At 66.6% G+C, this 22,658-nt stretch carries 22 protein-coding genes and 1 other RNA gene; 13 read left to right on the plus strand and 10 right to left on the minus strand.

What is annotated here, in order from left to right:
- The first annotated feature begins 26 nt into the window (after nt 1-26).
- Complete coding sequence (locus MU449_RS03405) at nt 27-788, plus strand: NAD kinase (protein ID WP_244736609.1); 762 nt, start codon at nt 27-29, stop codon at nt 786-788.
- Here the strand turns inward: MU449_RS03405 and MU449_RS03410 are convergent.
- Entirely contained in the window at nt 785-3,064 is a 2,280-nt protein-coding gene (locus tag MU449_RS03410) for an NADP-dependent malic enzyme (protein ID WP_244736610.1), read from the minus strand. The two genes, MU449_RS03405 and MU449_RS03410, sit on opposite strands and share 4 nt — an antisense overlap.
- A 113-nt stretch (nt 3,065-3,177) precedes the next feature.
- Between MU449_RS03410 and MU449_RS03415 the strand changes: the two genes are divergently transcribed.
- From MU449_RS03415 to upp, 5 genes are read left to right on the plus strand one after another with little or no spacing between them, the layout of a single operon-like run.
- Nucleotides 3,178-3,600 (plus strand): cytidine deaminase, encoded by a 423-nt coding sequence (locus tag MU449_RS03415; protein ID WP_244736611.1) that lies wholly within the window; start codon nt 3,178-3,180, stop codon nt 3,598-3,600.
- Nucleotides 3,600-4,907: a thymidine phosphorylase gene (locus MU449_RS03420; protein WP_244736612.1), complete on the plus strand. Its 1,308-nt coding sequence runs from the start codon at nt 3,600-3,602 to the stop codon at nt 4,905-4,907. The genes MU449_RS03415 and MU449_RS03420 overlap by 1 nt, the downstream gene beginning before the upstream one ends.
- Entirely contained in the window at nt 4,904-6,028 is a 1,125-nt protein-coding gene (locus MU449_RS03425) for a phosphopentomutase (RefSeq protein WP_244736613.1), read from the plus strand. The genes MU449_RS03420 and MU449_RS03425 overlap by 4 nt, the downstream gene beginning before the upstream one ends.
- Nucleotides 6,025-6,801 carry an amidohydrolase family protein gene (locus MU449_RS03430; RefSeq protein ID WP_244736614.1) on the plus strand — a complete coding sequence of 259 codons (777 nt, stop codon included), beginning with the start codon at nt 6,025-6,027 and terminating at the stop codon, nt 6,799-6,801. The genes MU449_RS03425 and MU449_RS03430 overlap by 4 nt, the downstream gene beginning before the upstream one ends.
- Entirely contained in the window at nt 6,794-7,435 is a 642-nt protein-coding gene (upp, locus tag MU449_RS03435) for a uracil phosphoribosyltransferase (protein WP_244736615.1), read from the plus strand. The genes MU449_RS03430 and upp overlap by 8 nt, the downstream gene beginning before the upstream one ends.
- Before the next feature lie 116 nt (nt 7,436-7,551).
- On the opposite strand, the gene MU449_RS03440 is transcribed toward upp, so the two are convergent.
- The 3 genes from MU449_RS03440 to MU449_RS03450 are packed head-to-tail and all read right to left on the minus strand — an operon-like array spanning nt 7,552 to nt 10,561.
- Complete coding sequence (locus MU449_RS03440; RefSeq protein WP_244736616.1) at nt 7,552-8,574, minus strand: hypothetical protein; 1,023 nt, start codon at nt 8,572-8,574, stop codon at nt 7,552-7,554.
- Nucleotides 8,575-8,587: 13 nt separating this feature from the next.
- Complete coding sequence (locus tag MU449_RS03445) at nt 8,588-9,181, minus strand: thymidine kinase (RefSeq protein ID WP_244736617.1); 594 nt, start codon at nt 9,179-9,181, stop codon at nt 8,588-8,590.
- 54 nt (nt 9,182-9,235) lie between these two features.
- Nucleotides 9,236-10,561 carry a DEAD/DEAH box helicase gene (locus tag MU449_RS03450; RefSeq protein WP_244736618.1) on the minus strand — a complete coding sequence of 442 codons (1,326 nt, stop codon included), beginning with the start codon at nt 10,559-10,561 and terminating at the stop codon, nt 9,236-9,238.
- Between the two features lie 207 nt (nt 10,562-10,768).
- On the opposite strand from MU449_RS03450, the gene purQ reads away from it, so the two are divergent.
- The 6 genes from purQ to MU449_RS03480 all read left to right on the plus strand — a co-directional run bounded on the left by purQ (nt 10,769) and on the right by MU449_RS03480 (nt 18,490).
- Nucleotides 10,769-11,437, plus strand: a complete 669-nt coding sequence (gene purQ / locus MU449_RS03455; RefSeq protein WP_244736619.1) for a phosphoribosylformylglycinamidine synthase subunit PurQ — start codon at nt 10,769-10,771, stop codon at nt 11,435-11,437.
- A 46-nt stretch (nt 11,438-11,483) separates the two neighbouring features.
- Nucleotides 11,484-13,250: a sensor histidine kinase gene (locus tag MU449_RS03460; protein WP_425310574.1), complete on the plus strand. Its 1,767-nt coding sequence runs from the start codon at nt 11,484-11,486 to the stop codon at nt 13,248-13,250.
- A 7-nt stretch (nt 13,251-13,257) separates the two neighbouring features.
- Complete coding sequence (locus tag MU449_RS03465; RefSeq protein WP_244736620.1) at nt 13,258-14,586, plus strand: sigma-54-dependent transcriptional regulator; 1,329 nt, start codon at nt 13,258-13,260, stop codon at nt 14,584-14,586.
- 52 nt (nt 14,587-14,638) lie between these two features.
- On the plus strand, nt 14,639-14,866 hold the full coding sequence (locus MU449_RS03470) for a hypothetical protein (RefSeq protein ID WP_244736621.1): 228 nt from the start codon (nt 14,639-14,641) through the stop codon (nt 14,864-14,866).
- A gap of 364 nt (nt 14,867-15,230) precedes the next feature.
- Nucleotides 15,231-17,642, plus strand: coding sequence for an Rne/Rng family ribonuclease (locus tag MU449_RS03475; protein WP_244738958.1), 2,412 nt, complete (start codon nt 15,231-15,233; stop codon nt 17,640-17,642).
- Between the two features lie 101 nt (nt 17,643-17,743).
- Entirely contained in the window at nt 17,744-18,490 is a 747-nt protein-coding gene (locus MU449_RS03480; RefSeq protein WP_244736622.1) for a cytochrome c biogenesis CcdA family protein, read from the plus strand.
- Here the strand turns inward: MU449_RS03480 and MU449_RS03485 are convergent.
- From MU449_RS03485 to ssrA, 5 genes are all read right to left on the minus strand, one after another.
- Nucleotides 18,428-18,694: a ribbon-helix-helix domain-containing protein gene (locus MU449_RS03485; protein ID WP_244736623.1), complete on the minus strand. Its 267-nt coding sequence runs from the start codon at nt 18,692-18,694 to the stop codon at nt 18,428-18,430. The genes MU449_RS03480 and MU449_RS03485 overlap by 63 nt on opposite strands.
- Complete coding sequence (locus tag MU449_RS03490; protein ID WP_244736624.1) at nt 18,691-18,864, minus strand: DUF4169 family protein; 174 nt, start codon at nt 18,862-18,864, stop codon at nt 18,691-18,693. The genes MU449_RS03485 and MU449_RS03490 overlap by 4 nt, the downstream gene beginning before the upstream one ends.
- Nucleotides 18,861-20,252: a class II fumarate hydratase gene (fumC, locus tag MU449_RS03495; RefSeq protein WP_244736625.1), complete on the minus strand. Its 1,392-nt coding sequence runs from the start codon at nt 20,250-20,252 to the stop codon at nt 18,861-18,863. Before fumC ends, MU449_RS03490 begins: the two co-directional genes overlap by 4 nt.
- A 90-nt stretch (nt 20,253-20,342) precedes the next feature.
- Nucleotides 20,343-20,795: an SspB family protein gene (locus tag MU449_RS03500; RefSeq protein ID WP_244736626.1), complete on the minus strand. Its 453-nt coding sequence runs from the start codon at nt 20,793-20,795 to the stop codon at nt 20,343-20,345.
- Nucleotides 20,796-20,855: 60 nt separating this feature from the next.
- Nucleotides 20,856-21,209, minus strand: a transfer-messenger RNA (tmRNA) gene (ssrA, locus tag MU449_RS03505).
- 45 nt (nt 21,210-21,254) lie between these two features.
- On the opposite strand from ssrA, the gene MU449_RS03510 reads away from it, so the two are divergent.
- A complete protein-coding gene (locus MU449_RS03510; protein WP_244736627.1) occupies nt 21,255-21,578 on the plus strand; it encodes a DUF3140 domain-containing protein in 324 nt (107 codons plus the stop codon).
- Here MU449_RS03510 and MU449_RS03515 read toward each other — a convergent pair whose 3' ends face one another.
- A complete protein-coding gene (locus tag MU449_RS03515) occupies nt 21,579-22,625 on the minus strand; it encodes an extracellular solute-binding protein (protein WP_244736628.1) in 1,047 nt (348 codons plus the stop codon).
- Nucleotides 22,626-22,658: the final 33 nt, after the last annotated feature.

Here is a 22,658-nt window from a genome sequence, read left to right on the forward strand (position 1 = left end):
CGCGTCCTCACCGCAAGACTGGCGTCATGACACACCGCATCCGCTTTACTGCCAGTCAGGTTCCCGCCGCCCGCGTGGCGCTGGACCGGCTGACCACCCTTCACGGACAGGTGGAGGTGGACGAGGCGGAGGTTGTCGTCGCGCTGGGCGGCGACGGGTTCATGCTGCAGACGCTGCATGATCTGCAAGGGCGCGATCTGCCCGTCTATGGTATGAACCGTGGTACGGTGGGGTTCCTGATGAACGCCTTCACGACCGCGGATCTGCCCCGCCGCTTGTCCGTCGCGGTGGAGGAGGTGATCAACCCCCTGTCCATGCGCGCCGTGACCACGGGGGGGGAGGTGCGCGAGGCCATCGCCATCAACGAGGTCAGCCTGCTGCGGCAGGGGCCGCAGGCGGCGCGGTTGCAGATTTCCGTCGATGGACGGTTGCGGCTGGAGGAGCTGGTCTGCGATGGCGCGCTGGTGGCGACGCCGGCGGGGTCCACGGCCTACAACTACTCCGCCCACGGGCCGATCCTGCCCATCGGCGCGGATGTGCTGGCGTTGACGGCGGTGGCCCCGTTCCGCCCCCGCCGCTGGCGCGGGGCGCTTTTGCCCAAGCGCGCCACGGTTCGGTTCGACGTGCTGGAGGCCGACAAGCGTCCGGTCATGGCCGATGCCGACGGGCGGTCCTTTCGCGATGTCGCCTCGGTGGAGATCCGGTCAAACCCCGAGATCCGCCACCGCATCCTGTTCGATCCCGGACACGGCCTTGATGAACGCCTGATCCGGGAACAGTTTCTTTAGCCGTAATGCGACACCGGCGTGCCGGCGATGGCCGACATATTCAAAAGGCCCCGGGCGGTGACGGCGGGCGTCACGATATGGGCGCGGTTGCCCATGCCCATCAGGATCGGACCCACCTCCAGCGCGTTGGCCTTCATCTTGAGGATGTTGCGCACACCCGACGCCGTGTCGGAATTGGCAAAGACCAGCACGTTGGCCGCCCCCTCCATCCGCCCGCCGGGCAGCAGACGCTTGCGCGACGCCTCGTCCAGCGCGGTGTCGATATGCATCTCGCCCTCATAGCTGAAATCGACGTTCTGCGCGTCCAGAATGGCCAGCGCCTCGCGCATCCGCCGCCCCGAATCGTTGTCGAGGTTGCCGAATTGCGATGACGAGCACAGCGCCACCTTGGGCGTCAGGCCGAAGCGTTTCACATGGCGCGCGGCACCCCGCACGGTGTCCGCGATCTGCCCCGGTGTCGGTTCGGAATGGATATGCGTGTCGGCGATGAACAGCGGCCCGTCTTCCAGAATCATCAGGCTGAGCGCGCCGATCGGGTGCAGGCCGTCCTGCGCCAGAATCTGCTGCACGAAATCCAGATGCCACAGATATTGGCCGAAGGTGCCGCAGATCAGGCTGTCGGCCTCGCCCCGCTGCACCATGGTCGCGGCGATGGCCGTGGTGTTGGTGCGCATGACCGAACGGGCCACGTCGGGGGTGACCCCGTGGCGGGCGCGCAAGTTCAGATAGGTTTCCCAGTATTCGCGATACCGCGTGTCGCTTTCGGGGTTCACGATCTCGAAATCCACCTCGGGGCGGATGGTCAGGCCCGCCCGTTCGGCGCGGACGGCGATCACCTCCGGGCGGCCGATCAGGATCGGCTTGTCGCTGGTTTCCTCCAGCATGGCGTTGGCGGCGCGCAGCACCCGCTCGTCCTCGCCCTCGGCAAAGACGATGCGGCGGGAATGCTGGTTCGACGCCTCGAACACCGGGCGCATGATCAGCGACGACCGGATCATCGACGCATCCAGCCCGCGTTTATAGGCGTCCAGATCCGCGATGGGCCGCGTGGCGACCCCGCTTTCCATCGCCGCGCGGGCGACGGCGGTCGCGACCACGCCCATCAGGCGCGGATCGAACGGCTTGGGGATCAGGTAATTCGCGCCGAAGGTCAGCTGTTCCCCGGCATAGGCGGCGGCGGCCTCGGCGCTGGTGGTGGCGCGGGCCAGCGCGGCGATGCCTTCGATGCAGGCGATCTTCATCTCATCGTTGATCGTGGTCGCGCCCACGTCCAGCGCGCCGCGGAAGATGAACGGGAAACACAGGACGTTGTTCACCTGATTGGGGAAATCCGACCGCCCGGTGGCGATCAGCGCGCCGGGCGACGCTTCGCGCGCCACCTCGGGCAGAATCTCGGGCGTGGGGTTGGCCAGCGCGAAGATGATCGGGTTCGGGGCCATCTTCGCCACCATTCCCGCCGTCAGCACGCCGGGACCGGACAGGCCGAGGAACAGGTCCGCCCCCTCGATCACGTCGTCCAGCGTCCGCAGATCGGTCTTCTGGGCATATTCCGCCTTTTGCGGCGTCATCTCTTCCGTCCGGCCCTCATGGACCAGACCGGCGATGTCGCACAGCCAGACATTCTCGCGTTTCACCCCCAGCTTCAGCAGCATGTTCAGGCAGGCGATCCCCGCCGCCCCGCCGCCGGTGGAGACGACCTTGATCTCCTCCCACGCCTTGCCCGACACGTGCAGCGCGTTGGTGGCCGCAGCCCCCACGACGATGGCGGTGCCGTGCTGGTCGTCGTGGAAGACCGGAATGTTCATTCGTTGGCGGCACAGATCCTCGACGATGAAACAGTCGGGGGCCTTGATATCCTCAAGGTTGATCGCGCCGAAGGTCGGCTCCAGCGCGCAGACGATATCGGCCAGCTTGTGCGGATCGGATTCGTTCACCTCGATGTCGAAGCAGTCGATATTGGCGAATTTCTTGAACAGGACGGCCTTGCCCTCCATCACCGGCTTGGAGGCGAGCGCGCCGATGTTGCCCAAGCCCAGAACGGCGGTTCCGTTGGAGATGACGGCCACGAGGTTGCCCCGCGCGGTATAGCGGCTGGCATCCTGCGGGGTGGCCTTGATTTCCATGCAGGCCTCGGCCACGCCGGGGGAATAGGCAAGGCTCAGGTCGCGGCCATTCGCCAGCGGCTTCGTCGCCCGCACCTCCAGCTTTCCCGGTTTGGGAAATTCGTGGTAGTTGAGCGCGGGGTGACGGGTGCTGTCCTTACGCTGATCTTCCATGCGGCCCTCCGGTAAAAAACTGGTTTAGCTTTAAACCATCTGCCGGTGCGCACAAGGCGCGCTTGCATAAGACCCGCGCGGGGCCATACTTTCCACAAAGACACGGAGAGCCCATGACCAAACCCGATCCCCTGCTTCTGGCCGCCGCGACCGACGTGCGCATGAACGCCTATGCCCCTTATTCGAATTTCAAGGTGGGGGCCGCGATCCGCACGGTGGATGGCCATATCCATGCGGGCTGCAACGTGGAGAACGTCGCCTTCCCCGAAGGCACCTGCGCGGAAGCCGGGGCCATCGCCGCCATGGTCGCGGCGGGAGAGACGAAGATCGCCGAAATCCTCGTGATCGCCGATGCGGCGACGCCCGTGCCCCCTTGCGGCGGGTGCCGTCAGAAGATCGCCGAATTCGCGGGTCCGGGGGCGATGGTCACGCTGTGCAGCACCAACGGGGCCGCGCGCGACATGACGGTGGCCGACCTGCTGCCCGGCGCGTTCGACGCGACCTTCCTCGATCATCCCGCGACGGAACTGTCCTGATGGACCTGCGCGCCTTTCTGTCCGGCCTGCGGCAGGGGCAGGAGCCGGAGGCGGCGGCGCTGGCCGAATTCGCCGCCGGTCTTGCGTCCGGGGCCGTCAGCGATGCGCAGGCCGGGGCCTTCGCCATGGCGGTCTGCCAGCGTGGTCTGTCGGACGGGGCGCGCGTGGCCCTGATGCGCGGGATGCGCGACTCGGGCCGTGTGATGGAGTGGGATCTGCCGGGCCCGGTGCTGGACAAGCATTCGACCGGCGGGGTGGGGGATTGCGTGTCCCTGCTTCTGGCGCCGGCGCTGGTGGCCTGCGGTGCGTATGTCCCGATGATTTCGGGCCGTGGCCTGGGCCATACGGGCGGCACGCTGGACAAGCTGGAGGCGATTCCCGGCTTTCGCGTCGCGATGGACGAACAGGCCCTGCGCCGCCAGATGGAGACGACGCGCGTCGCCATCGTCGCCGCATCCGACACGCTGGCCCCGGCCGACCGCCGTCTTTACGCCATCCGCGATCTGACCGGAACGGTGGAGAGCCTGGATCTGATCACCTCCTCCATCCTGTCGAAAAAGCTGGCGGCGGGGCTGGAAGGGCTGGTGCTGGACGTCAAGGTCGGCTCCGGCGCGTTCATGAAGACGATGGAGGAGGCGGAGGCGCTGGCCCGCGCGCTGGTGACCACCGCGCAGGGGGCGGGCTGCATGGCGACCGCGCTGATCACCGACATGAACCAGCCGCTGGCGACGGCGGCGGGCAACGCGCTGGAAGTGGCGGAGGTGATGGAGACAATCACCGGCGTGTCGGTCAACATGGCCCTGTGGGAGGTGACGGTCGCCCTGGGGGGCGAGGCGCTGGCCCTGGGGGGTCTGGCCGCCGACGCGCTGGAGGGGGAGGGCCGCATCGCCGAGGCGCTGGAATCGGGCCGCGCGGCCGAATATTTCGCCCGCATGGTGGCCGCTCAGGGCGGGCCTGCGGATTTCGTCGAACGCTGGCCCGACCGTCTGCCCGCCGCCGCCGTCATGCTGGAGGTGCCAAGCCCCGCCACCGGTCATATTCACGCCATCGACACCGAGGCGCTGGGCCGCACGGTTCTGGCGCTTGGCGCGGGGCGGCAGGCGGCGGGCGGGCGGGTCAACCCCTCGGTCGGTCTGTCCGATCTGGCCGCGATCGGCGAGGAGGTGGAGGTCGAGGTGCCGCTGGCCATGGTGCACGCCGCCACGCTGGTGGATGCCGAACGGGCGGTTGCCGCCGTGCAGCGCGCCTATCGCCTCGCCCCCGCCGAACCGGATGAGACGCCGCTGATCCGGGGGCGTGTGGCATGAGCCGCGTGTTCCTGATCGTGATGGACAGCGTGGGCATCGGCGGCGCGCCGGATGCCGCGGATTTCGGCGATGCCGGGGCGAACACGCTGGGCCATATCGCGGGCGCGGGACCGTTGCGGATGCCGGTGCTGGACGGGCTGGGGCTGGGTGCGGCGCTGCATCTGGCCAGCGGGATGACCGCCCCCGGTCTGGGTGCCGCCCCCACCGGCGCCTGGGGTGCCGCGACCGAGGTGTCGCGGGGCAAGGACACGCCGTCGGGCCATTGGGAACTGACGGGGGTGCCGGTGCCGTGGGACTGGCATTACTTCCCCCACGCCCCCTTCGACGCCGATCTGGTGGCGCGGGTCTGCGATCTGGCGGGGGTGGACGGCATTCTTGACGGCGGGCATTCGGGCGGCATCGCCATCATGAACGCCCTGGGGGCGGAGCATCTGCGCACCGGGCGGCCCATCTGCTACACCTCGGCCGACAGCGTGTTCCAGATCGCCGCGCATGAGGAGGCGTTCGGGCTGGACCGCCTGCTGGCCCTGTGCGAGGGGCTGGCCCCGATGCTGCACGCCCGCCGTGTGGGGCGGGTCATCGCGCGGCCCTTCACGGGGGCCGAAGGGGCCTTCACCCGCACCGCCAACCGCCGCGATTACGCGATCGCCCCCCCCGCGCCGACCCTGCTGGACCGGGCGCAGGCGGCGGGGCATGTCACCCATGCGGTGGGCAAGATCGGCGACATCTTCTCGCATCGCGGGATCGACCATCTGCACAAGGGGGGCGACGCCGCGCTGATGGACCACCTGCACCGCCTGATGCGGCAGGCGGAGGATGGCGCGCTGGTCTTCGCCAATTTCGTCGAATTCGACAGCCTGTATGGCCATCCGCGCGATGTGGCGGGCTATGCCCGGCATCTGGAATGGTTCGACGGGCAGGCGGGGCGGCTGATCGCGGCCATGCGCGCGGGGGACATCGTCATCTTCACCGCCGATCACGGCAATGACCCCACATGGCGCGGCAGCGACCACACCCGCGAACGCGTGCCGGTTCTGGTGGCGGGCATGACCGGCGCACTGGGGCTGATCCCCTTTACCGGCGTCGGCGATCTGGCCGCGCGGCATCTGGGACTGGCATGAGGGTCGATCTGACGCTGGACCTGATCGGCGCGGCCCCGACGCGGCTGATCGCCGATCTGGCGCGCGAGAAGGACGTGGACCTGTCGCGCCTGTTCGTCGATGGGGGATACAATCTGACGCACGGTTTTCTTGCCGCCTATGACGCGGCGGCGGGGGTGGTGGTCGGCGCGCGCGATGTTGCCCGTGTGGCGGATGCGGTCTTGGGCGAGGGCTATGCCGATCTGCGCCTGACCCCGCGCGAGGGCTGGGCGGATTTGCTTTCGGCGGTGGCCGAGGGGGCGGCGGGACGGCCCCACACGCTGATCGCCCGCCTGCCGCATCATCTGGGGCCGGAGGCGCTGCGCCCCATGGCCCTGTGGGCGGCGGTGGCGGGATCGCCTGTGGCCCTGACCGGCACGCCCGACCCGTGGTGCCTGGACTGCGTGGCCGAGGCGGGGGTGCCGCTGATCCTCGACGGCACCGATCTGGCGCGCACCCCGCGTCGCATTCGCGTGCCCACGCTGACGGATGCCGAGGCCGAACGGATGGCCGAGGTGGGCGTGGGGGTCGAACTGACCGATTGGACGCAGGCCGGGCGGCTGTATGATCGGGGGGTGACGCTGGCCCTGGGGCGCGGGTTCGCCGCATTCCAGCCGCTGGACCTGCCATCGCGCCTGCATGAGGCGTTCGACTGGGACGACGCCGTGTTCCGCGATCTGGACCGTAGGGCCTTTGCGGTGGCCGTCTGCGATGATACGACGCGCGCCAAGATGAAGGAGATGACGGATGCCTGAGACACGCGATCACCTGACCGTGGTGACCCATCCGCTGGTGCAGCACAAGCTGACGCTGATGCGCAAGAAGGACACCTCCACCGCCAGTTTCCGCCGCTTGCTGCGCGAGGTGAGCCTGCTGCTGGGGTATGAGGTGACGCGCGGTCTGGACATGACGACCGTGCGGATCGAAACGCCGGTGACGGAGATGGACGCGCCCGCGCTGGACGGCAAGAAGCTGGCGCTGATCTCCATCCTGCGGGCGGGGAACGGGCTGCTGGACGGGTTGATGGAGCTTATTCCCGCCGCGCGGGTCGGGTTCATCGGTCTTTACCGCGACCCCGACACGCTGAAGCCCGTGCAATATTACTGCAAGGTGCCCGAGGCGCTGGAGGATCGTCTGACCATCGCGGTGGACCCGATGCTGGCGACCGGCAACTCCTCGGTCGCGGCGATTGATCTCTTGAAGGCCAACGGCGCGAAGAACATCCGCTTCCTGTGTCTTCTGGCCTCCCCCGAAGGGGTGGCGGTGATGAAGGCCGCGCATCCCGACGTGCCGATCGTCACGGCCGCCTTGGACGATCGTCTGGACGATCACGGATATATCGTGCCGGGACTAGGGGATGCGGGTGATCGCATGTTCGGCACAAAATAGGCTTTACTTGCGCGCCCGATCCCGGCAATCTGACGTCGATTTCAAGGCCGGACCGTCGGGCAGGACGCAGTACCGAAACCGCCCCCGTCGTACATGCGACGGGGGCGTAATCATGTTCAGCCCTGACAGACGGATTGCAGGCTCAGCCATTCGTTGTCGGTCAGGATCGGGCGCGGCGGGCCTTCGGGCCACGGGTCTTCGGCCACCAGCGCCTCGGCCTGATCGGGCCGCAGGGCGCGGGCATAGGGGGCGACCGACAGATCCGCCGCGCCGAACCGTGCCAGAAGGCGGTCGCCGGGAATGCCTTCGGGCGTGCTTTGCACCAGCCATTCGGCATAGCCGTCCAGCGCGTCCTGCGGCATCTGACCCGTGGTCAAGAGGCGCAGCGTCGCCCATGTCCCGGCATAGCGGAGCAGGGGTTGCAGCGGGTCCACCTCGGTCGAACGGATGCCTTCGGCCAGCGCGGCCCCCGCGGCGACGTCGGGGCTGTCTTGTTGTTCCACAAGGGGGCTGGGCAGCAGGATCTGACGCCCCGGCAGGTGCACGGGGCGGGGCAGGCCGTTCATCACATAGATGCGGACCGAGGCCGCGTTGAACACCCGCGTTGCCAGCGTTTCCGTGGCCGCGCGGCCCAGGGGCGCGGCGCAGGGCGCGCCGGTCAGGTGCAGCATCTCGGTCATCGCCATGTCGCCCAGACGGACGCGCGTGGCGTCGGGCACCACCGCCACGGTGTGCGACCGGATGGCCCCGGGCAGGAACAACCCCGCCAGGATCACAAGGCCCAGGCTGACGGCCAGGATGATGTTGCGCACCCGGCCCGGATGGGGGCGGGCGGCCAGGATCGCGCCATGCACGGTGGACAGCGCCTCGATCATGGCGGGTTCGTCGATTTCCAGCGTTTCGCCATCATGGTCGGCGCCGGGGGCATAGAGGGCGGGGGTCGTGTCGTTCAGCCGTTCGACCGCCGGAAGGGACCAATGGGCCAACGGCTGGTCGGAGCGGGGATCGGCGAGGATCAACGACGCCTCGCGGAAGAACACGATCACCTCGCGCCGTTGGGCGTCGTTATGTTCGCGCCACAGGCCGGAGCATTCCAGACGGGCGTAATGGGACAGCGCGGTGGAGCTTTGGCGCACCATTCAGGCGGACCGGTCAGTGAACGGGATCAACGGCAGACGCCCCTTCGGCAACGGCCCCGCGCCAGTGCCGGCGGCACAGCGAGGCATAGGTTTCATTCCCGCCGATCTGGACCTGCGCGCCATCGCGCACCGCCCGGCCTTCGGCATCCAGGCGCACGACCATCGTCGCCTTGCGCCCACAATGGCAGATGGTGCGAATCTCGCGCAAGTCATCGGCCAAGGCCAGCAAGGACGCCGATCCGGGGAACAATTCCCCCCGGAAATCGACCCGAAGGCCATAGCACATGACGGGAATGGACAGATCGTCGGCCACGCGGGCCAATTGCCACACCTGATCGGGGGTCAGGAACTGCGCCTCGTCCAGAAAGACGCAGGCGGTGGGGCGATGACGGATCAGGGCGAAAAGGTCGGTATCCGTATCGAAGGTCTCGGCCCGTTCGGCGATGCCGATGCGGCTGGCGATCGTGCCCGCGCCCGCGCGATCGTCCAGCGCGGCGGTCAGCAACAGCACCTCCATCCCCCGTTCGCGGTAATTGTGCGCGGCCTGAAGCAACAGGGTCGATTTGCCCGCGTTCATGGTGGAATAATGGAAATACAGCTTGGCCATGGATGTCCCATAGCGCAGGGGGGCCGAGGGGGGAAGTCCCCCCCGGCCCGGGGATCAGCGCGACGAACGGCGCGGGGCGGCGGCCCCGCCGGGGCGGCCCTGCGGGCGGGCGGCCTTGGGTTTCGCGGCGGGTTTGGCCCCGCCGGGTTTGGCGCCTTGGGCCCCGCGCGGCTTGCCGCTGGATCCGTGGCCGCCGGGCCGGGGCCCGCGCGTCTGGTGCGGCTTGCCCGCCGCCGCCACGATGTCGGCTGCCCAGGGTGCGCCGCCGACCACCGGAATGGCCTTTTTCAACACCTTCTCGATGTCGCGCAGCTCGCCCATCTCGGCCGGGGCGCAGAAGGCGATGGCACGGCCGTCGGTGCCCGCCCGCGCGGTCCGCCCGATCCGGTGAACGTAGTTTTCCGGCACGTTCGGCAGGTCGTAGTTATAGACGTGGCGCACATCGGGAATGTCGATCCCGCGCGCGGCCACATCCGTCGCCACCAGAACCTTCAACGTGCCCTCGCGGAACTCCTGCAAGGTGCGCTCGCGCTGGTTCTGGCTTTTGTTGCCGTGGATGGATCCGGCGGCGAAGCCCCAGCTGACCAGCAGCTTCATCAGCTTTTCCGACCCGTGCTTGGTGCGCCCGAACACGATCGACCGTTCTTCGGGATGTTCCTTGAGATAGCCTTCCAGCAGCTTGGCCTTGTCGCCCTGCGGGGTGAAGTGGATCGCCTGGGTCACCTTGTCGGCGGGCTTACCGGGGGGGGAGACCTGAACCTTGACCGGATCGCGCAGATAGGTGCCGGCCAGCTCCTCGATGTCCTTGGGCATGGTGGCCGAGAACAGGAGCGTCTGACGCTTCAGCGGGATGTGCTTGGCGATCTTGCGCAGGGAATGGATGAAGCCCATGTCCAGCATGTGATCCGCCTCGTCCAGGACGAGGTAGCCGCATTTTTCCAGCGTGACGTCGCCGCGCTCCAAAAGGTCGATCAGGCGGCCGGGGGTGGCGACCAGAACGTCGGTGCCGCGCTTCAGCTTTTCCGCCTGCTTGTTGATCGACGCGCCGCCCACGACCGTGGTGATCTTGGTCGGCGTGCCCTTGGTGAAGGTCAGGAAGTTTTCCGAGATCTGGTTCACCAGTTCCCGCGTGGGCGCGAGGATCAGCGCGCGCACATGGCGCGGGCCTGCGGGGTGGTGGATCGCCAGAAGGCGGTGCAGCAGCGGCAGGCCGAAGGCCGCCGTCTTGCCGGTGCCGGTCTGGGCCAGACCCATCAGGTCGTGGCCCTTCATGATGTGCGGAATGGCCTGCGCCTGAATGGGCGTCGGCGTGGTCAGTTTGGTGTGGGACAGTGCTTTCAGCAATGTCTCGCTTAGGCCGAGGTCGGCGAATGTGGTCATGGGTATCCCCTGAGGTTGCGGTGGGTTGCCCCTGCGTGATGGTGGAAACCGATGACCGGCACGCCCGTTCTCTCTGCTCACGCGGCAGGGGGCGGTGCGGTTGTGGTGCAGATGGCGGCAAACACCGGATAAGTCAACCCGTCCCCTCTGGCATCAACGGCGCGGGTGGGGTATGAGCGGCCAATCTCATATTGCCGGAGCCGCCCCATGAAAGCCGCCGTCATCACCTATCCCGGATCGAACTGCGACCGCGACCTTGCGGTGGCCTTCCGCGACGCGGGGGCAGAGGTCGTGACCGTCTGGCACAAGGAGACGGAGCTTCCGGCGGGCGTCGATGTGGTCGGCGTGCCGGGCGGCTTTTCCTTTGGCGACTATCTGCGCTGCGGCGCGATCGCCGCGCGGTCGCCCATCAGCGGCGCGCTGGCCCGGCATGTGGAACGTGGCGGCTATGCCATCGGCATCTGCAACGGCTTTCAGGTTCTGACCGAGACCGGCCTTCTGCCGGGCGCGCTGATGCGCAATGCGCGGTTGAAATACATCTGCCGTCAGGTGCGGCTGAAGGTGGAGACGGCGGACAGCGCCTTCACCTCCGGCTATGCCAAGGGCGCGGCGATCACCGTGCCGATCGCCCACCACGACGGCAACTACACCGCCGATGCGGACACGCTGGCGCAGCTGCGGGCCGAGGATCGCGTGGCCTTCACCTATCTCGACAATCCCAACGGCGCGATGGAGGACATTGCGGGCATCCTGTCGGCCAACCGCCGCGTGCTGGGCATGATGCCGCATCCCGAACGCGCCATGGCCGCCAATGTCGGCAGCGCCGATGGCCGCCCGCTGTTCGAGGCCCTTCTGGGCAGGATGGCGCTTGCCTGACCGCACCCCGCTTGAGGGTGAGGCCGCGGGAGAATATCCTGCGCGCATGACGCGGCAGGGCAAACAGGGCATGGCAGAGGATGGGGGGCGCACGTTGATCTCGTGGCGCCTCAGGATCATCATCGTCCTGCTGATCGCCGTGGCCGTCGCGACCGTCTTCTTCACCAACCGCTGGATGACGGAACGCGCGACGGAAACCACCCGCAACCGGGCCGAGGTGCGGCTCGCGCTCTATTCCGGCAATCTGCTGAGCGAGTTGCAGCGGACCTCGGTCGTGCCGCTTCTGCTGGCGCGGGACAGCTCGCTCATCACCGCGCTGACGTCCGAACAATACTCCGTCACGTCCCAACGTCTGATGACCTTCCGCAACGAGATCGGGGCGGCGGCCATCTCGCTTCTGGATCGCAACGGGCGCGTGGTGGGGGCGACCAACCGCAACCTTCTGGGCACGAATTACCGCAACGAACCGTTCTTCGTCGACGCGATGCGCACCAAGGAAACGGTGTTCAGCGCGACGCGCCGGTCGGAAGGGGCCTTCGATTTCACCTATTCCCGCGCGGTGGTGCAGGACAATCAGATGATCGGCGTCGTGGTCGTCGCGGTCGACATGCTGAAATACGAACGGGTCTGGGCCGGTTTGCAGGACGCGGTCTTGGTGACCGACAGTTCGGGCACGGTGATCCTGGCGACCGAGCCGCGATGGCGTGGGCTGGAGGTGAACCAGGCGCTGGCGGTGCGCGATCCGCCCTCGGCCATCCGGCGGGCGTTTCAGGTGACGACCGACTGGGCGCAGGAACCGCCCGACGCCTATCTTCGGGGCGAGGCGGTGCTGCGCACCGACGCGCGCGTGCCGTTCCGCGGCTGGCGGCTGACGACCTTCACGGCCTATAATTCCGTGCGCGAACGGGTGAACGCCATCCTCGCGCTGGAGATCATGGGCTTTGCGATCCTGTTGGCCGCGACCTTCTATGCCCTGTCGCGGCGCACATGGTCGCGCAGCGTCTCGCTGCAACGGGAATCGGCGGAGTTGCGGATGCTGAACCAGCGCCTGCACCGTGAGATCACCGAGCGGGAGAAGGCGCAGAAGAACCTGGCCGTGGCGGAGGCAACGCTGGCGCAATCGTCGAAACTGGCGGCCTTGGGCGAGATGTCGGCCGCCGTCAGCCACGAGCTGAACCAGCCGCTGGCGGCGATGAAGACCTATCTGGCCGGGGCGCGGCTTCTGTTGCAGCGGCGGCGCACGGATGAGGCGATGTCCTCGTTCCAGCGGATCGACGATCTGATCGAACGGATGGGCGCGATCACGCGGCAGTTGAAATCCTATGCCCGCAAGGGCGGCGAGGCGTTCGAGCCGGTGGACATGCGCCACTGCATCTCGGGCGCGCTGTCGATGATGGAGCCGCAGTTGAAGGCCCGCGTGGTGCGCATCAACCGCCAGATCCCCAAGGGGCCGGTCATGGTCCTGGCCGATCGTCTGCGGCTGGAGCAGGTGATTATCAACCTTTTGCGCAACGCGCTGGACGCGACGCGGAACGTGGCCGAACCGCAGATCGACATCGGTCTGGAGGAGGGCGCGGTCGTGGCCCTGTCGGTGCGCGACAACGGGGCGGGCATCGCCGATCTGTCGAATTTGTTCGAGCCGTTCTACACCACCAAGAAGCCCGGCGAGGGCGTGGGGCTTGGCCTCGCGATATCGTCAGGGATCGTGAAGGATTTGGGCGGGCGGCTGACGGCCACCAACGCCGACGGGGGCGGGGCTGTTTTCGAGGTCCAACTGCCCCTACTTGAAGACCAGATGGAAGCAGCAGAATGAGGTACGCATGGCGCGGGCAATGAAGGTCGCGATTGTCGACGACGAGGCCGATCTGCGGCAGTCCGTAAGCCAGTGGTTGGCATTGTCGGGGTTCGACACCGAAACCTATGCCACCGCCGAAGAGGCGCTGAAGGGGATCGGCCCCGATTATCCGGGGATCGTGGTCAGCGACATCCGTATGCCCGGCATGGACGGGATGGCGCTTCTGAAACGGTTCATGAGTTTGGACAGCGGGTTGCCGGTCATCATGATCACGGGGCATGGCGACGTGCCCATGGCGGTGGAGGCGATGCGCCTTGGCGCTTATGATTTCTTGGAAAAGCCGTTCAACCCCGACCGGATGACGGAGCTGACCAAGAAGGCGACGCAGGCCCGGCGGATGACGCTGGACAACCGTGCCCTGCGCCGCGAACTGGCCGATGCCGGGGCGATCATGCAAAAGCTGATCGGCGGTTCGCCCGCGATGGAGCGGCTGCGCGAGGATATCCTCGATCTGGGACAGGCCGACAGCCATGTGCTCGTGGACGGGGAAACCGGCACCGGCAAGACATTGGTGGCCCATGCGCTGCACGCCGTCGGCCCCCGCGCGGGCAAGAAGTTTGTCACGATTTCGTGCGCGGCGTGGACCGAGGACCAGCTTCAGGCCAAGCTGTTCGGCCCGGTGGAGGAGGGTGGCCTGCCCCTTATCGAAGAGGCGCGCGGCGGCACGCTGTGTCTTGAGGATGTGGAGGCGCTGAGCCACGCGCTGCAATCGCGCCTGCTGACGCTGATCAACGATCAGGCGGTTCCGCCCGAAACGCGGATCATCGCCATCTGCAACCAGCACGCCCCCGACAAGACGCTGGAGGATGTGCTGCGGCCCGACCTCTTCTATCGTCTGGGCGCGATGACCATCGTTCTGCCGCCCCTGCGCACCCGGGGCGAGGATATGCTGACGCTGTTCAACCGCATGTCCGAACAATTCGCCGAGGAATATGGCTGCGACGCCCCGCAGGTGACCGCGCAGGAGGCGGCGCAGCTTCTGCAGGCGCCGTGGCCCGGCAATGTGCGCCAGTTGGTCAATATCGCCGAACGTGCGGTGCTGCAGAACCGGCGCGGCTCCGGCTCCATCGCGTCGTTGCTGATGGCCGACAACGAGGCGTCGGGCCCGGCCCTGACGACCGAGGGCAAGCCGCTGAAGGATTATGTCGAGGCGTTCGAGCGGATGCTGATCGACAACACCATGCGGCGGCACAAGGGCTCCATCGTGGCGGTGATGGAGGAATTGTGCCTTCCCCGCCGGACCCTGAACGAGAAGATGGCGAAATACAGTTTGCAGCGGGCCGATTACGTCTGACAGGATCGCGCGGGGGATGTCCTCCGCGCGTTTTCATATTTCGGGGGGGGCGATGCGCCTGTCTGTTGCCGTGATGCTGATCCTGTCCGCCTGCGGCCCGCTGCCCGCGCATGAAGATGCGGACCGTTCCACCGTCGTTCGGGATGGGGAGGGGTCTTGGACGGATTCCGCGGCGCGGCCGTCCGAACGCGTCGCGACGGGGGCCATTGGCGGGTCTGCGGCGGGCGACACCTTGGGCGGGGGCCCCTTGACCGGCGATGTGATCGGCCCGGTCCACTGATCCGCGCCGCGAAAAGAACCCATTGTGTTTTATGTCACGCTGCCGCTATGGTCGCAGGGCGCGGGTCTGTAATCTGCGCATCGCAAGTTTTGCCGATGGCACGGGACCGGCGGGGAAGCCCGCCCGGCCTGAGACATCGGCGGTCATGGCCGCAAGGCTGCAAGAATACCCGCCACTGGCGGGCGTAACGTAAGGGCGCGACACAGCGTCCGGGATATGAACACGATGGGCGCAGGAGTGATGACAGAAGAGGCGTGGCGCGAAGGCGTCGCGATGCCCTGTCCTCCGCGCAGCCCGTCCCCTGCAAGTCGCCACACGCAATTCTCCCGTTCGCGGACGGGTTGTCTGGGCGCATTGGAACATGATGGCCAAGAAAATGCTGATCGACGCCACGCACCCGGAGGAAACCCGGGTCGTCGTGGTGGACGGAAACAAGGTCGAGGAGTTCGACTTTGAAACCGTCAACAAACGGCAGATCGCCGGAAACATCTACCTTGCCAAGGTAACGCGGGTCGAGCCGTCGCTGCAGGCGGCCTTCGTCGATTACGGCGGGAACCGTCACGGCTTCCTCGCCTTTGCCGAGATCCATCCCGACTACTATCAGATCCCGACGGCGGACCGTCAGGCCCTTCTGGAAGAGGAGCGGGCCTATGCCCGCGCCGAGGAAGAGGAAAAAGAGCGCAACCGCCCCGTCGTCGAGGATGTGAACGACGACAGCGAAGGCGCCGAGGACGAGGAGGGCGACATCGAGTCCGTCGCCGAGGAGGACGTGTCGGAGGAAATCCGCGCGCCCCGCAAGCCGCGCGCCCGCCGCTACAAGATCCAGGAGGTCGTCAAGGTCCGCCAGATCATGCTGGTGCAGGTGGTCAAGGAAGAGCGTGGCACCAAGGGCGCGGCGCTGACCACCTATCTCAGCCTGGCCGGCCGGTATTGCGTGCTGATGCCGAACACGGCGCGGGGCGGCGGGATTTCCCGCAAGATCACCCAAGCCGCCGACCGCAAGAAGCTGAAGGAAATCGCCGGGGAAATGTCCGTGCCGGAAGGCGCGGGCCTGATCATCCGCACCGCGGGGGCCAAGCGCACCAAGGCGGAAATCCAGCGCGATTACGAATACCTGATGCGCCTGTGGGAGCAGATCCGCGACCTGACGATGAAGTCGGTCGCCCCTGCGCCGATCTATGAAGAAGGCGATCTGATCAAACGCTCGATCCGCGACCTGTTCAACCGTGAGATCGAGGAAGTGCTGGTCGAGGGCGAGGCGGGCTACCGCACCGCCAAGGACTTTATGCGGATGATCATGCCCAACCACGCGCGGCAGGTTGTGCGCTATACCGACCAGATGCCGCTGTTCGCGCGCTATCAGGTCGAAAGCTATCTGGGCGGGATGTTCAACCCGGTCGTGCAGCTGAAATCGGGCGGCTATATCGTCATCGGCGTGACCGAGGCGCTGGTCGCCATCGACGTGAACTCGGGCCGGGCCACCAAGGAAGGGTCGATCGAGGAGACGGCGCTGAAGACCAACCTGGAGGCCGCCGAGGAGGTGGCCCGCCAATTGCGCCTGCGCGATCTGGCCGGTCTGATCGTCATCGACTTCATCGACATGGACGAGCGCAAGAACAACATCGCCGTCGAAAAGCGCATGAAGGACCGGCTGAAGACCGATCGCGCGCGCATCCAGGTGGGCCGCATTTCCGGCTTTGGCCTGATGGAGATGAGCCGCCAGCGCCTGCATCCGGGCATGTTGGAATCCACGACCCAGCCCTGCGCGCATTGCCACGGCACGGGCCTGATCCGGTCGGACGACAGCCTGTCGCTGCAGATCCTGCGCCAGTTGGAGGAGGAGGGCACCCGCAAGCGGTCGAAAGAGGTGCTTCTGCGTGCCCCGGTCGCGGTGGTGAACTTCCTTCTGAACGCCAAGCGCGAGCATGTGGCCCAGATCGAGGCGCGGTACGGCATGGCCGTGCGCGTGGAGGCGGATCCGCATCTCGTCTCGCCCGATTATTCGATCGAGAAGTTCAAAACCGCCACCCGCATCGTGCCCGAAGCGCCGACCGTGGTGTCGGGCGATGCCTCGCTGATGGGCGATCTGATCGAGGACGAGGATCTGGATCCGATCGTGGAGGAGGCCGAGGAGGTCTCCGAGGTCGAGCCGGTCGAGGATGAGACCGAGGCCGCGGGCGAAGGGCAGGGCAAGAAGAAGCGCCGCCGCCGTCGGCGTCGGCGGGGTGGCCAGACCGAGGCCGCAACGACCGAGGGCACGACCGACGAAGTTGTGGGCGACGAGGATGGCGGCACCGCCGAAGGTGTCGCGGTCGAAATCGCCGCCGCCCCCGTGATGGCCGAGCCTGCGCCGGAACCCGCGCCCGTCGCGGCCGAGGAGGCGCCGAAGCCGAAGCGCACCCGCACCCGCCGCAAGAAGACCGACGAGCCTGTGGCCGAGGCAGCCCCGGCGGTCGAACCGGTCGCGGTCGAGCCCGCCCCGGTCGAGCCGGAGCCGGTTGAGGAGGCGCCGAAGCCCAAGCGCACCCGCGCCAAGAAGGTGGTGGAGAAGGCGGAGGAACCGGCCCCGGCCAAGCCCGCCACCCGCACGCGGAAGAAGGCGACCCCCAAGGTCGAGGCCGAGGCGGAGGCGGAGACCCCGCCGAAGACCACGCGCACGCGCCGCAAGAAGGCCGATGACGTCCCGGCTCCGGTGGCCGAACCCGAGGCCACGCCCCAGCCGAGCGCCGAGGTGGAGGATGACAAGCCCAAGCGGCGCGGCTGGTGGTCCGCATAAGATACGGAAAAGGGCGCCTCGGGCGCCCTTTTTTCATCCCGCCACGCCTTTGTGACAGGTTGGCAGGGTGACGGCGCGGCGGGGTGTGATAGGGGAAGGGCATGTTCGGTTTCGACATCCTCGACGCGGGTCTTCTGCCTGCCATGCTGATCGCCCTGACGGCGGGTGTGCTGAGCTTTCTCAGCCCCTGCGTTCTGCCGATCGTGCCGCCCTACTTGGCCTATATGGGCGGGATCAGCATGGCGGAGATCGGGGGCCATGCGCGGCGGCGGATCATCCTGCCCGCGCTGTTCTTCGTGCTGGGTTTGTCCACCGTCTTTCTGTTTCTGGGGTTCGCCGTCTCCACCCTCGGCAGTGCACTTTTGCAATATCAGGGGGTGATGACCAAGGTTGCGGGCGTGACCGTCATCCTGTTCGGGCTGCATTTCCTTGGCATCCTGCGGATCCCGTTTCTGGAACGGGACATTCGTGTCCAGGCGGGCGAGCGGGGGGGATCGGCCTTCGGCGCCTATATCCTCGGGCTGGCCTTCGCCTTCGGCTGGACGCCGTGCATCGGTCCGCAACTGGGCGCGATCCTGTCGCTGGCCGCGTCGGAGGGGGATGTTGCGCGGGGGACGACGCTTCTGGGCGTCTATGCCGTGGGTCTGGGGCTGCCGTTCCTTCTGGCCGCGCTGTTCATCCATCGCGCCGTGGGGATCATGAACCGGTTGAAGCCGTGGATGGGCGTGATCGAAAAGGCGATGGGGGCCTTGCTTCTGATCGTGGGAATCGCGCTGGTGACCGGGCTATTCTCGGCCTTTTCGTTCTTCCTCTTGGAACATGTGCCGTTCCTCAGCCGTCTGGGCTGACCGCAACCACCGCAGCACATGGACACGGATGGCGGAGGCGAGGTTCACCTCCCCCCGTTCGGCGTCGATGCTGGCGGCCAGTTCGTTCAGGGCGACATCCCGCGCCGCCGCCATCTGCCGGAACGCGTCCCAGAATTCCGGCTCCAGCGTGACGGAGGTGCGGTGGCCGCGCAGGGTGAGGGAGTGTTTCTGCGGCCCCTTCATTCGCGGGCGTGGCCGTCCAGATCGCGGCGGGCCTTGTCGGCCCGCGCCGTCTGCGCGTCGCGTTCGGCCTTCGTGCGGCCGAATTTCGCCGCATTGGCGTCGCCCTGCGCGCGCCTCTCCTCCCGCTCGCGGGATTTGCGGGCGGCGCGCAGGTTGACGACCTTGGTCATTTCGGGCCGATCATGTCCTCGGGACGGACCACGCGGTCGAACGTCTCACCATCGACGAAGCCGAGGGCGATCGCCTCCTCCCGCAGGGTAGTGCCGTTCTTGTGCGCGGTCTTGGCCACCTTGGTCGCGTTGTCATAGCCGATGGTAGGGGCCAGCGCCGTCACCAGCATCAGCGATTCCTTCATCAGCTTGTCGATCCGCGCGGTGTTGGCTTGGGTTCCCGCGACCATGTTGTCGGTGAACGACCCCGCCGCATCGCCCAGAAGCTGCATGGATTGCAGCACGTTGTAGGACATCATCGGGTTGTAGACGTTCAGCTCGAAATGCCCTTGGCTGCCGGCAAAGCCCACGGCGGCGTCGTTGCCCATGACATGCGCGCAGACCATGGTCAGCGCCTCGGCCTGCGTGGGGTTCACCTTGCCCGGCATGATGGACGATCCCGGCTCGTTTTCCGGCAGGATCAGTTCGCCCAGGCCGGAGCGGGGGCCGGAGCCCAGAAGGCGCAGGTCGTTCGCGATCTTGAACAGCGATCCGGCCACCGTCTTCAGCGCGCCCGAGAACATGACCATCGCGTCATGCGCGGCCAGCGATTCGAATTTGTTGGGGGCGGTGACGAAGGGCAGGCCGGTGATCGAGGCGATTTCCGCCGCCACGCGCGTGTCCCAGCCCTTTTTGGTGTTCAGCCCGGTGCCGACGGCGGTGCCGCCCTGCGCCAGTTCATAGATGTCGGGCAGGCAGGCCTTCACCCGCTCGATCCCTTTGGCGACCTGATGGGCATATCCGCCGAATTCCTGACCCAGCGTCAGGGGGGTGGCGTCCTGCGTGTGCGTGCGGCCGATCTTGATGATGTCCTTGAATTCCTCGGACTTCGCCACCAGCGCCTTGTGCAGCTTTTCCAGGCCGGGGATCAGCGTGTCGCGCGCCATCAGGCCGATGGCGACGTGCATCGCCGTGGGGAAGGTGTCGTTGGACGACTGGCCCATGTTGCAATGGTCGTTCGGGTGGACGGGTTTCTTCGACCCCATCGTCCCGCCCAGCATCTCGATCGCGCGGTTGGAGATGACCTCGTTCGCGTTCATGTTGGATTGGGTGCCCGACCCCGTCTGCCACACGACCAGCGGAAAGTTGTCGTCGAAGCGCCCGTCGATCACCTCGGTCGCGGCGGCGGCGATGGCGTCGGCGGTCTGGGCGTCCATGTCGCCCTGCGCCTTGTTGACCAGCGCGCAGGCCTTCTTGATCACACCAAGCGCGCGGATGATCGCGACCGGCTGCTTTTCCCACCCGATGGGGAAGTTCTGGATGGAGCGCTGCGTCTGCGCCCCCCAATATTTGTCGGCGGGAACTTCGAGCGGGCCGAAGCTGTCGGTTTCGGTGCGGGTCGCGGTCATGACCATCCTCCTGTTTATGCCCAACGTGATAGGCCGGAACGGAGGGCGGTTCAATGCGGCGCCGCGCCGTTCGGGGCCGCGCAAGGTCCGTTACTTGCGGAACTGATCCAGGCTGACGACCTGCGCATCCGTGCGCGGGGGTTCGGGCGCGGGGTCCATCTCTTCGTCCTCCTCCATCTCTTCCAGATCGTCCTGCGTTTCGAAGCGCAGGCCGAATTCCACCGACGGATCGACGAAGGTGCGCACGGCGTCGAAGGGGATGACCATCGGTTCGGGCTGGTTGCCGAAGTTCAGCGTGATGGTGAACCCTTCGTTGGTGACGGTCAGGTTTTCGAACCAGTGCTGGATCACCACCGTCATTTCCTCGGGATAGCGAGCATGAAGCCAGTCCGCCATCTCCACCCCGTCATGGGTGGTGTCGAAGGTGATGAAGAAATGATGCGCGCCGGGAAGACCGTTGGCCGCCACATCCTCAAGCACGTTCTGGATCAGCGTCCGCATCGCGCGGTGCATCAGGGTGCCGTAATCGATGCTGCGGGTCATCAAACTTTCCTCCGTGTCTTTGGGCGGAGCATAGGCAATTCAGGGGCGAAGGAAAGGGAAAGTGCAGGCTTCTGTTGCCAGGTGCCTGCGAACCCCGCCTTACGCGGCTAAGCGCAAGGACTTAGGTTTCGATGTCATCACTGCTTACGCAGCAACAGCCATCGGAGCACGGTTGTCGTTTGCAACTGTACAATTCGGACCGATTACGGTGGTACCTCACCGAGCGAAAGCTGGCCCCTTTAGACGTTCGTCGATCCTGTTTCGACCCCATCCGCCCCAAACGAGGGAGTGTTGGTGGAGTCGCCGGGTACCGCCCCCGGGTCCGATCCGCTTATTACGGGTGCGTTTATCGCCATAGTCCGGGCGAACCCGAACACCCCCAATATAAAGCGCCGGGGCGGCGCCGACAAGGGGAACCCCGCCGCCGTGTTTCAGGTTCACCCCGAAACGGAGGATGATATGGCCGATCACGACGAGACGTGGAGCGAATGGCAGGATCTGGTGAACATGACCCCCGCCGCCCTGAAAAAATGGCTGGACACCGATGAGAGCAAGTCGGTCGGCGCGGGAGAAGGGGAGAGTGTGGGCCATCAGTCGGGCCGCCACATCCTGCGCATCAAGGACAAGAAGAAGGCGGACCTGACTGAAGACGACTGGTCGCACATGGCCAAGGTCGTCGGCTATATCAAGCGCCACACGGCGCAGGGTGGCCCCAAATCGGACAAGGAACACAGCGCCTGGCGCTATTCCCTGATGAACTGGGGCCACGATCCGCTGAAGTGATCAGAACCCGGCCTTGATCTGTTCGAACGTCTCGACCATGCGGTCGCGGCGTTCGACGGGGATCGGGGTCTGGGCCAGAAGCGTCGTGTCCACCGGATCCAGATAGGCGGCCTTCAATTCGTCTTCGGACAGCAGCGCCATGCCGTCGGGGTTGGTGTGGGCATAGCCGATGTTCTCCACCAGCACCGGCGCGGATTGTGGCTCAAGCCAGGCGTTGATGAAATCATAGGCCTTGTCCTCGACCCCCGGCCCGTCCTTGAAGTTGACGTAACCGCAGAAGAAAGACGATGCGCCTTCCTGCGCTTCGCGGTTGAAGCCGACGGGATAGCCGTCGTTCTGCATCAGGGCCACGCCGTCGTTCCACGACCAGGCCACCTGCACCTGCCCGCCCGCCATCAGCTGCGTCAGTTCCGACGGGTCGGCCCAATAGGCGACGACATTGGGATGCACGTCGCGCAGCCATTGGGCGGCGGCCTCGAACTGTTCCTCGGTCGCGGTGGTCCAGTCGGTCACCCCCGTCGCCAGATAGGCCAGCGCCCAGATGTCGTCGGTGTTGTCGGGCAGCGAGATGCGGCCCGCATATTTCGGATTGGCGAAGACCTGAACGCTTGCCACATCCTCCTCGGGGACGGTGTCGGGGTTGTAGGCGATGGCGGTGTAGGCGTAATCGGTCGGGATGAACCACACGCCCTCGTCATCCTTGAAAATCTCGGAATCCGTGAACCGCGCGTCGATCTTGGCATAGTTCGGAATGCGGGCCACGTCCCACGGTTCGATCAGGCCGGCATCGCGGTATTTCGACACCATCTGCGAACAGGGATGGCCGACATCGGCGCGAAAGCCCGCGGCGACCTTCTGGAACGCCTCGTCATCGTCGCCGAACAGCGACCATGTGGGCGCGTCGCCATGGGCATCGACATAGGTCTGCACCAGCGCCGGAATCTCGAACCCCGCCCAGTCGAGGACGATCAGATCGCGGTCGGCGGCGAGTGCCGGACCGGCAAGGGCAAGGGCCGAGGCGGCCCCGAGGACGGACTTGAGCGGCATGGGGCATATCCTTTGCGGCAGGGGAGGTGGGTG

This window comes from Falsirhodobacter halotolerans (genome assembly GCF_022899245.1).
GTDB lineage: Bacteria > Pseudomonadota > Alphaproteobacteria > Rhodobacterales > Rhodobacteraceae > Falsirhodobacter > Falsirhodobacter halotolerans.

What these genes read in the sequence shown, in the direction of transcription:
- MU449_RS03405 (WP_244736609.1), top strand. Translation starts at nt 27, where the DNA reads ATGACACACCGCATCCGCTTTACTGCCAGTCAGGTTCCCGCCGCCCGC.
- MU449_RS03410 (WP_244736610.1), bottom strand. Translation starts at nt 3,064, where the DNA reads ATGGAAGATCAGCGTAAGGACAGCACCCGTCACCCCGCGCTCAACTAC.
- MU449_RS03415 (WP_244736611.1), top strand. Translation starts at nt 3,178, where the DNA reads ATGACCAAACCCGATCCCCTGCTTCTGGCCGCCGCGACCGACGTGCGC.
- MU449_RS03420 (WP_244736612.1), top strand. Translation starts at nt 3,600, where the DNA reads ATGGACCTGCGCGCCTTTCTGTCCGGCCTGCGGCAGGGGCAGGAGCCG.
- MU449_RS03425 (WP_244736613.1), top strand. Translation starts at nt 4,904, where the DNA reads ATGAGCCGCGTGTTCCTGATCGTGATGGACAGCGTGGGCATCGGCGGC.
- MU449_RS03430 (WP_244736614.1), top strand. Translation starts at nt 6,025, where the DNA reads ATGAGGGTCGATCTGACGCTGGACCTGATCGGCGCGGCCCCGACGCGG.
- upp (WP_244736615.1), top strand. Translation starts at nt 6,794, where the DNA reads ATGCCTGAGACACGCGATCACCTGACCGTGGTGACCCATCCGCTGGTG.
- MU449_RS03440 (WP_244736616.1), bottom strand. Translation starts at nt 8,574, where the DNA reads ATGGTGCGCCAAAGCTCCACCGCGCTGTCCCATTACGCCCGTCTGGAA.
- MU449_RS03445 (WP_244736617.1), bottom strand. Translation starts at nt 9,181, where the DNA reads ATGGCCAAGCTGTATTTCCATTATTCCACCATGAACGCGGGCAAATCG.
- MU449_RS03450 (WP_244736618.1), bottom strand. Translation starts at nt 10,561, where the DNA reads ATGACCACATTCGCCGACCTCGGCCTAAGCGAGACATTGCTGAAAGCA.
- purQ (WP_244736619.1), top strand. Translation starts at nt 10,769, where the DNA reads ATGAAAGCCGCCGTCATCACCTATCCCGGATCGAACTGCGACCGCGAC.
- MU449_RS03460 (WP_425310574.1), top strand. Translation starts at nt 11,484, where the DNA reads ATGACGCGGCAGGGCAAACAGGGCATGGCAGAGGATGGGGGGCGCACG.
- MU449_RS03465 (WP_244736620.1), top strand. Translation starts at nt 13,258, where the DNA reads ATGGCGCGGGCAATGAAGGTCGCGATTGTCGACGACGAGGCCGATCTG.
- MU449_RS03470 (WP_244736621.1), top strand. Translation starts at nt 14,639, where the DNA reads ATGCGCCTGTCTGTTGCCGTGATGCTGATCCTGTCCGCCTGCGGCCCG.
- MU449_RS03475 (WP_244738958.1), top strand. Translation starts at nt 15,231, where the DNA reads ATGGCCAAGAAAATGCTGATCGACGCCACGCACCCGGAGGAAACCCGG.
- MU449_RS03480 (WP_244736622.1), top strand. Translation starts at nt 17,744, where the DNA reads ATGTTCGGTTTCGACATCCTCGACGCGGGTCTTCTGCCTGCCATGCTG.
- MU449_RS03485 (WP_244736623.1), bottom strand. Translation starts at nt 18,694, where the DNA reads ATGAAGGGGCCGCAGAAACACTCCCTCACCCTGCGCGGCCACCGCACC.
- MU449_RS03490 (WP_244736624.1), bottom strand. Translation starts at nt 18,864, where the DNA reads ATGACCAAGGTCGTCAACCTGCGCGCCGCCCGCAAATCCCGCGAGCGG.
- fumC (WP_244736625.1), bottom strand. Translation starts at nt 20,252, where the DNA reads ATGACCGCGACCCGCACCGAAACCGACAGCTTCGGCCCGCTCGAAGTT.
- MU449_RS03500 (WP_244736626.1), bottom strand. Translation starts at nt 20,795, where the DNA reads ATGACCCGCAGCATCGATTACGGCACCCTGATGCACCGCGCGATGCGG.
- MU449_RS03510 (WP_244736627.1), top strand. Translation starts at nt 21,255, where the DNA reads ATGGCCGATCACGACGAGACGTGGAGCGAATGGCAGGATCTGGTGAAC.
- MU449_RS03515 (WP_244736628.1), bottom strand. Translation starts at nt 22,625, where the DNA reads ATGCCGCTCAAGTCCGTCCTCGGGGCCGCCTCGGCCCTTGCCCTTGCC.